The sequence below is a fragment of the Kitasatospora sp. NPDC024654 genome, assembly GCF_055559155.1.
The window spans coordinates 59178-66257 of sequence record NZ_JBVHLF010000029.1; the positions used below are offsets into that span (position 1 = coordinate 59178).

Below are 7080 nucleotides of genomic sequence, written 5' to 3' on the forward strand. Positions count from 1 at the left end.
AAACCGTCGACGAAAGGGAGTATTGACAGTCGCTCCACCGAGCGCTAGCAAGACCAGGAAGGCGCACCACCCCCATGCAGACCACTCCGGCCGTACCACGGCAGGCAGTCGCCCCCAGCCCGCCGGACACCCCGGAGACACCCACCCCGCAAGCCCGCCCCGGCGGCCGCTTCGGTCTGCCGACCGCCACCGCCCTGGTCATGGGCAACATCATCGGCGGCGGCATCTTCATGATCCCCGCCGCGGTCGCGCCGTACGGCACGGTCAGCCTGCTCGCCTTCGCCGTGCTGACGGTGGGCGCCATCGCGCTCGCCCTGGTCTTCGGGCAGCTGGCGCGCCGCAACCCGCGCACCGGCGGCCCGTACGTGTACGCGCGCGAGGCGTTCGGGGACTTCGCCGGCTTCCTCTCCGCCTGGTCCTACTGGATCACCGCCTGGGTCGGCAACGCCGCGCTCGCGGTGGCCGCGGTCGGCTACCTCGACGTGCTGGTGCCGATCCAGCACTCGACCTGGCTCACCATCGTCGCGGCGCTGGTCATCCAGTGGCTGCCCGCGCTGGCCAACCTGGCCGGCGCCCGGTCCATGGGAATCGTCCAACTCATCTCCACCGTGCTGAAGTTCATCCCGCTGGCGATCGTCGCGATCGGCGGCCTGGGCTTCTTCAAGCCCGCCAACCTGGGGCCCTTCGACGCCACCGGCCACGGCTGGGTCGGCGGGATGACCGCGGCCGCGGCGATCCTGCTCTTCAGCTACCTGGGCGTGGAGTCGGCCGCGATGGGCGCGGGCCAGGTCCGCGACCCGGAGCGCAACGTCGGCCGGGCCAGCGTGCTCGGCACGGCCGGTGCCGCCGTGGTCTACCTGCTCGGCACGCTGGCCGTCTTCGGCACGGTCGCGCACGACAAGCTGGTGCACTCCACCGCGCCCTTCTCGGACGCCGTCGACGCCATGTTCGGCGGGTCCTGGGGCGGCACGGCGATCGCGGTCGCCGCGCTGGTGTCGATGACCGGCGCGCTCAACGGCTGGACCCTGCTGGCCGCCCAGGCGCCGTACGCCGCGGCGAAGGACGGCCTCTTCCCGGCCCGGTTCGCAGGCGAGCGCCGCGGGGTGCCGGTCTTCGGCGTACTGGTCAGCGCCGCGCTGGCCTCGCTGCTGACCGTGCTCAACTTCGCCTGCGGCGCCGCGAGTGCCTTCAACGTCCTGGTACTGCTCACCACGTTCACCGCGACGGTGCCGTACCTGCTCTCCACCGCCGCGCAGCTGTACTGGCTGGTGCGCGGCGAGCAGGGCCGGGTGTCGCGCGGCCGGCTGGTCCGGGACGCCGTCCTCGGCCTGGGCGCCTTCGGCTTCTCGCTCTGGCTGGTCGCCGGGGCCGGCTACGCGGCCGTCTACCAGGGCGTGCTGTTCCTCTTCGCCGGGATCCTGATCTACGTCTGGATGGCCGGCCGCCGGGCCTGACTCCACTGACCACGAGCAGGACGGCCCGCCCGGCTTCGACCGGGCGGGCCGTCCTGCTCGTGCCGGACCGTCAGCCGCGCAGCATCCCGCCGACGATGCCGCCGATGCCCGCGCCCTCGGCCGTGGCCACGGCGCCGTCCCGGGCCAGGTAGGGCTCCAGGGCGTGCGCCAGGCCGGAGAGCGGCATGCTCTGCAGCCAGATCTGGCCGGGGCCGGTGAGCGCCACCAGGTGGTAGCCGTCACCGCCGAAGATCTTGTTGGCGATGCCGGGCACCCGGGTGATGGTGAACTGCACGCTCTCGTCGAACATCCCCACGTGCCCGGGGTGGACCAGCATCGTCTGGCCGTGCCCGAGGGTGTACTGGGTGAGTTCGCCGGACAGCTCGATCCAGGCCCGGCCCTGGCCCTGCAGGCGCTGCAGCACGAACCCCTCGCCACCCCACAGGCCGCCCCGGAACGACTGCTGGAGCGCGACCGTCGGGCTGACCCCGGGCGTGCCGCAGACCCAACCGTGCCGGTGCACCAGCACGTTGCGGCCGGGCGCGATGTCCACCGGCACGATGTGCCCCGGCACCTTGGCGGCGAAGGCCACCAGGCCCGGCCCGCCCTGCGCCTGGTACTGGGTGAGGAAGATCCCGCCGCCGCCGACCGCGCGCTTGAGGGTGTTCATCAGGCCGCCGCGCCCGCCACCGGCGTTCGTGGTCTGCGACATCTGCATGTTCGCCGACATCCACGACAGCTCTCCGTGGGCGGACACCACCGTCTCGCCCGCCGCGAGTTCGATCTCCAGCACCGGCAGGGTGCTGCCCTTGACCACGGCCTGCATCCGAGTCCCTTTCCCCCACTGCCCGGCCCACCACCCGGCGACCGGCCGAGGCGGTCCGACGCCGCCCGGGCAGCACGCTACCGCGACCGTCCCGCCCCAGGCCAGAGGCGGTGTGGGACCGGGACAGCACCGGAACACGGCGGTGACATACTCGTTCGCTGTCTGCTGGTGACCGGGTCCGGCCGGACGCGACGGCAGCCACGGAGGGGAGCGGGAAGTGCGCGGAGGACGAGTGGCCGTGGTGGGCGGGAGCATCGCGGGCTGTGCCGCGGCGCTCGCCGCCTCGCGGATCGGGGCGGACGAGGTGGTGGTCTTCGAACGGGCCACCGGGCAGCTCCAGGACCGCGGGGTCGGCCTGGCCCTGCACAACGACCGGTACGCCGAACTGGAGGCGGCGGGGTACCTCGACGCCGGCATGCCGTGGATCCAACTGACTCGGCGCCCCTGGGTGGTGCGCCAGGGGACGGCCCGGGCGGGACGCGAGATCGGCGAGGTGCCGATGCCGTTCCGCTCCTACAACTGGGGATCGCTCTGGCGGGAGTTGCGCGACCGGATCCCCGGGGATGTCGACTACCGCTCCGGCGCCACCGTGGCACGGGTGCGACCCGAGGCCGACGGCGCGGTGGTGTCCCTGGCCGACGGCACCGAGGAGCGGTTCGACCTGGTCGTCGGGGCGGACGGCTACCGCTCGGTAGTCCGCCCCGCGCTCCACCCCGGCGCGGTGGCCGAGTACGGCGGGTACCTGGCCTGGCGCGGCACGCTGCCCGCCGACCGGCTGCCCGACCCGCCCGAGGCCTTCCCGGACGGGGACGCGGCGACGGTGGTCTGGCCCGGCGGCCACATGATCGTCTATCGCATCCCCAGCCCACACGGCGACGGCGCCGACGTCAACTGGGTCTTCTACACGACCCCGCCGGCCGCCGCCGCGCTCCGCTTCGGCGATCCGGCGACCGTACAACCCAGGGCCCTCACCGAGGATCTGATGCGACATCAGCAACAGCTGGTGGCCGAACACTTCCCGCCGTTCTGGCAGGAGGTGATCCAACTCACCCGCCCCGAGGACACGTTCGTCCAGCCGATGTACGACATGGCACTGCCGAGCTACGCGGCCGGACGGCTGGTCCTGCTCGGCGACGCCGCCGCGATCGCCCGCCCGAACACCGGCAGCGGCGCGATCAAGGCGGTGCAGGACGCCGCCGCGCTGGAGCGCGCGCTGCGGTCGGGCGGCAGCTGGGAGGAGGCGCTGGCCACCTACAGCGCCGAGCGGGCTCCGGTCGGACGGGCCACCGTCGAGCTCGGCCGCAGCCTGGGGCAGGCACAGGTCAAGGAGACCCCGGACTGGGCCGCGATGGACCAGCCGACGATCGAGCGGTGGTGGCTGGAGGCAGGCGGACGGGGCCTCGGCGGGCAGCCGCTGCGCCGCTGATCCGCCGCCGTCGAGGAGGTCAAGGCGGCCCCCCGGGTGGGATGCTGAGTCCATGACAGAGGAGACGGCACTCACCGCGGGCCGCCCGGCCACGGCCATCGACAGCCGCCGGCGCGAACTCGCCGCCGCCACCGTGGGTTCGGTGGTCGAGTCGTTCGACTGGAACGTGTACGCGGTGCTCGCGCCGTACTTCGCCGCCGACCTGTTCGGCCACGGCAAGGGCGGGGTCAGCGGGCTGCTCGCGGCGTACGTCGGGTTCGCGGTCGGGTTCGGGGCCCGGCCGGTCGGCTCCTACCTGGTCGGGCGGCTCAGCGACCGCCGGGGCCGCCGGTTCGGCCTGATGCTGAGCATGTCGGTGATCGCCGCGGGCGGCCTGGCGATCGCGCTGGTGCCCTCGCAGCACGAGATCGGCGCCTGGGCGGCGGTGCTGGCGGTGCTGGCGCGGGTGGTCCAGGGCCTGGCCTTCGGCGGGGAGACGCCGACCGTCGCGGCCTACGTCACCGAGACCGCCCCGTCCGGCCGCCGTTACCTGTTCAGCTCGGTCTCCTACGGTGGCATCATCATCGGCTCGCTGCTCTCCTACGGGGTACTCACCGCGCTGGCCGCCGGACTCGGCAAGTCCGGCCTGTCACACGGTGGTTGGCGGTGGGGCTTCGCGGCCGCCGCACTGCTCGGCCTGGCGGCGGCCTGGGTGCGTCGGATCGCCCCGGAGAGCGCGGACTTCCAGCACGCGCGGGCCGTGACCCGACAACGCCCGGCGTTCCTGGCCGTGTTGCGGGAGCACCGCTGGGCAGCGCTGACCGTCTTCCTCAACGGCATTGGTGGCACGGTCGGTTACTACTTCGCACTGGTCTACCTGCCGGTGTACGCGAGTGCCTACGGCGTGGTGGACAAGGAGTCGGCCTCCTCGTTCATGACGGTGGTGCTGGCCGTGGTCCTGGTGACCATGCTGCTCACCGGCGCGGCGGCCGACCGGTTCGGACTGCTCCCGGTGATGCGGGTCGCGTTCGGCGCGACCGTGCTGCTGACCCTGCCGCTGCTGGCCGCGCTGCGGCACGGCTGGCTGCCGTTCCAGCTCGTCGCGGTGGCGCTCGGGATGCTGGTCGCCACCGTGCTCGGCACGCTCAACGTCTTCATCGGGCTGCTCTTCCCCACCTCCGTCCGCGCGCTCGGCCTCGGCGTGGTCAACACCACCACCATCGCGGTCTTCGGCGGGACCTTCCCACTGCTCGCCCAGTGGCTGGACGACACCGGCCAGCTCGGCCTGGTCCCGTACTACGTCACGCTCTGCTCGCTGGGCCCGCTGGTCGCCGCCTTCACCGCCACCCGCGTCCCGCACTTCACCGAGCGGGCCGCCACCGCCTAGGGGCCTGTCCGGCGGATCCTTCCGGGCCCGCCGACCGCCGGGCATCCCGCCCGGGGCCGGTGGGCCACTCGGCGCCTGCGCGACGGTCCGGTCCCGCAGGGCCCCAGCCCGCCGGCCGCCCGGATCCACGCCGAGGACGGGGTCCTCCCGACGCTCGTCGCCCTGCGCGGATAACGCCGGGATAACGCGCCAATCTGCCAGTTCGGCCAACCGGAACAGGGTGCTCCGGGCGGGAATTTGCATCGAAGTTGGAGGAACGTACGATGACGGCTACTGTGCAACACGCGTAGAGTTCCTAGAACGTCCGATTTGGCCCATTCCCCGTTTCCCTCGCACGGAGAACCACCTATGGACAATCTGTCCACCGCCGACTCCAGCGGCGCCATCGAGACCCGCGGCATCGAGCCGGTCCCCGACCACGAGCGCCAAGGCCGGGTCCGCGAGCTCTTCCCGACCTGGGTCGCGGCCAACATCAGCGTCCTGCTGCTCACCATGGGTGCGGCCCTGGTCGTCTTCAACGCGCTGAACTTCTGGCAGGTCCTGATCGTCGCCGCGTGCGCCGCGCTCGCCTCGTTCGGCATGGTCGGCGTCCTGTCGGTCTCCGGCAAGTGGGGCGGCGCACCGGGTGCGACGCTCTCCCGCGCGACCTTCGGCGTCCGCGGCAACCTCTTCCCCGGCGCGATCCTGTGGATCGCCCGCTTCGGCTGGGAAACGATCAACGCGGTCACCGGCGCCTACGCCATCCTGACCGTGCTCGACCTGCTCTTCGGCATCAAGAGCAACACCGTGCTCATCGTGATCACGCTGTTCCTCTTCGTCGCCTGCACCTTCCTGGTCAGTGGCATGGGCCGCAAGGTGCTGAACGTCTGCAACAAGTGGTCGACGTACCTCTTCGGCCTCTTCAGCGTGCTGGTGCTGGGCTACCTGGTCGCCACCATCCACTGGAACGACGTCTTCGCCAAGCCCGCGGGCTCGACCGCGATGATGATCGCCGGCATCGGCACCATCGCGGCCGGCGGCATCAGCTGGGTGCCCACCGGCCCCGACTTCGCCCGCTACCTGCCGCACTCGGCCTCCGGCAAGCGGATCGTCGGTGCCACGGTCTCCGGCGCCGGTCTGGTGATGGTCCCGATGGTGCTGATGGGCGCGGTCATGGCGGTGGCCACTCCGGGCCTGGCCAAGGCCCAGGACCCGGTCTCCTTCCTCGGTGACCTGCTGCCGACCTGGCTGGCCGTGCCGTACCTGCTCACCGCGATCGTGGGCATGCTGCTGATCAACAGCCTGTCGATGTACTCGGCCGGCTTCACCGCGCAGACCATGGGCGTGAAGCTGCCGCGCGCCATGGCCGTCAGCATCAACGCGGTGATCTCGCTGGTCGGCGGCCTGATGCTGATGCTGGTCGCGAGCAGCTTCCTGAGCTCGTTCATCACCTTCCTGGTGCTGCTCGCGGTCTCCTTCTCCGCCTGGATCGGCGTCTACGCGGTCGACATGGCGCGCCGCAAGGCCCGGGCCGTGCGCTACGACGCGGAGGCCCTGATGGACACCGGCCGGACCAGCCGCTACTGGTACGTCGGCGGCTTCTGCTGGCAGGCGATGACCGCCTGGGCGGTCGCGCTGATCGCCGGTCTCTGCTTCACCAGCTGCGCCTGGTTCTCCGGCCCGCTGGCCTCCACCCCGGTCGGCAAGTACGGGCTGAGCTGGGCGGCCACCATCGTGATCTCCGCCGTGATCATGGCGCTGCTGCCGGCGCCGCGGGAGAACACCCCGGCCGGCGCGGCGACCGAGCCGGCCGAGGCCGAGCCGGAGAAGGTCACCGCGTAACGGGCGGTGACCCGCAGCGCACCTCGCAGCGCAGGGGGGGCGGGGGGGGGGGGGGGGGGGGGGGGGGGGGGGGGGGTGGGAGGGGGGGTGGGGGGGGGGGGGGGGGGGGGGGGGGTCGGCCAGCATCCGGTGAAGCCGCTCGCGCGGCGCCCTGCCGTACAGGGGCACGTACACGCCGCCGGTGCGG

Annotated in this window: 5 protein-coding genes; 4 read left to right on the forward strand and 1 reads right to left on the reverse strand. The window is 72.6% G+C overall.

The window, feature by feature from the left end:
• Positions 1-74 precede the first annotated feature (74 nt).
• On the forward strand, positions 75-1454 hold the full coding sequence (locus ACZ38L_RS19010; protein WP_465694341.1) for an amino acid permease: 1380 nt from the start codon (positions 75-77) through the stop codon (positions 1452-1454).
• A 70-nt stretch (positions 1455-1524) separates the two neighbouring features.
• Here the strand turns inward: ACZ38L_RS19010 and ACZ38L_RS19015 are convergent, their stop codons facing one another.
• Positions 1525-2280 (reverse strand): AIM24 family protein, encoded by a 756-nt coding sequence (locus ACZ38L_RS19015; protein WP_396559446.1) that lies wholly within the window; start codon positions 2278-2280, stop codon positions 1525-1527.
• Between the two features lie 217 nt (positions 2281-2497).
• On the opposite strand from ACZ38L_RS19015, the gene ACZ38L_RS19020 reads away from it, so the two are divergent.
• The 3 genes from ACZ38L_RS19020 to ACZ38L_RS19030 all read left to right on the forward strand — a co-directional run bounded on the left by ACZ38L_RS19020 (position 2498) and on the right by ACZ38L_RS19030 (position 6893).
• Positions 2498-3706, forward strand: a complete 1209-nt coding sequence (locus ACZ38L_RS19020) for an FAD-dependent monooxygenase (RefSeq protein WP_465694347.1) — start codon at positions 2498-2500, stop codon at positions 3704-3706.
• Between the two features lie 52 nt (positions 3707-3758).
• Complete coding sequence (locus tag ACZ38L_RS19025; RefSeq protein WP_465694352.1) at positions 3759-5072, forward strand: MFS transporter; 1314 nt, start codon at positions 3759-3761, stop codon at positions 5070-5072.
• Positions 5073-5420: 348 nt separating this feature from the next.
• A complete protein-coding gene (locus ACZ38L_RS19030; RefSeq protein WP_465694356.1) occupies positions 5421-6893 on the forward strand; it encodes a purine-cytosine permease family protein in 1473 nt (490 codons plus the stop codon).
• Positions 6894-7080 lie beyond the last annotated feature (187 nt).

Excerpts from the sequence above, each read along its gene's own strand:
- ACZ38L_RS19015 (WP_396559446.1), bottom strand. The coding sequence starts at position 2,280 with ATGCAGGCCGTGGTCAAGGGCAGCACCCTGCCGGTGCTGGAGATCGAA.
- ACZ38L_RS19030 (WP_465694356.1), top strand. The coding sequence starts at position 5,421 with ATGGACAATCTGTCCACCGCCGACTCCAGCGGCGCCATCGAGACCCGC.
- ACZ38L_RS19010 (WP_465694341.1), top strand. The coding sequence starts at position 75 with ATGCAGACCACTCCGGCCGTACCACGGCAGGCAGTCGCCCCCAGCCCG.
- ACZ38L_RS19025 (WP_465694352.1), top strand. The coding sequence starts at position 3,759 with ATGACAGAGGAGACGGCACTCACCGCGGGCCGCCCGGCCACGGCCATC.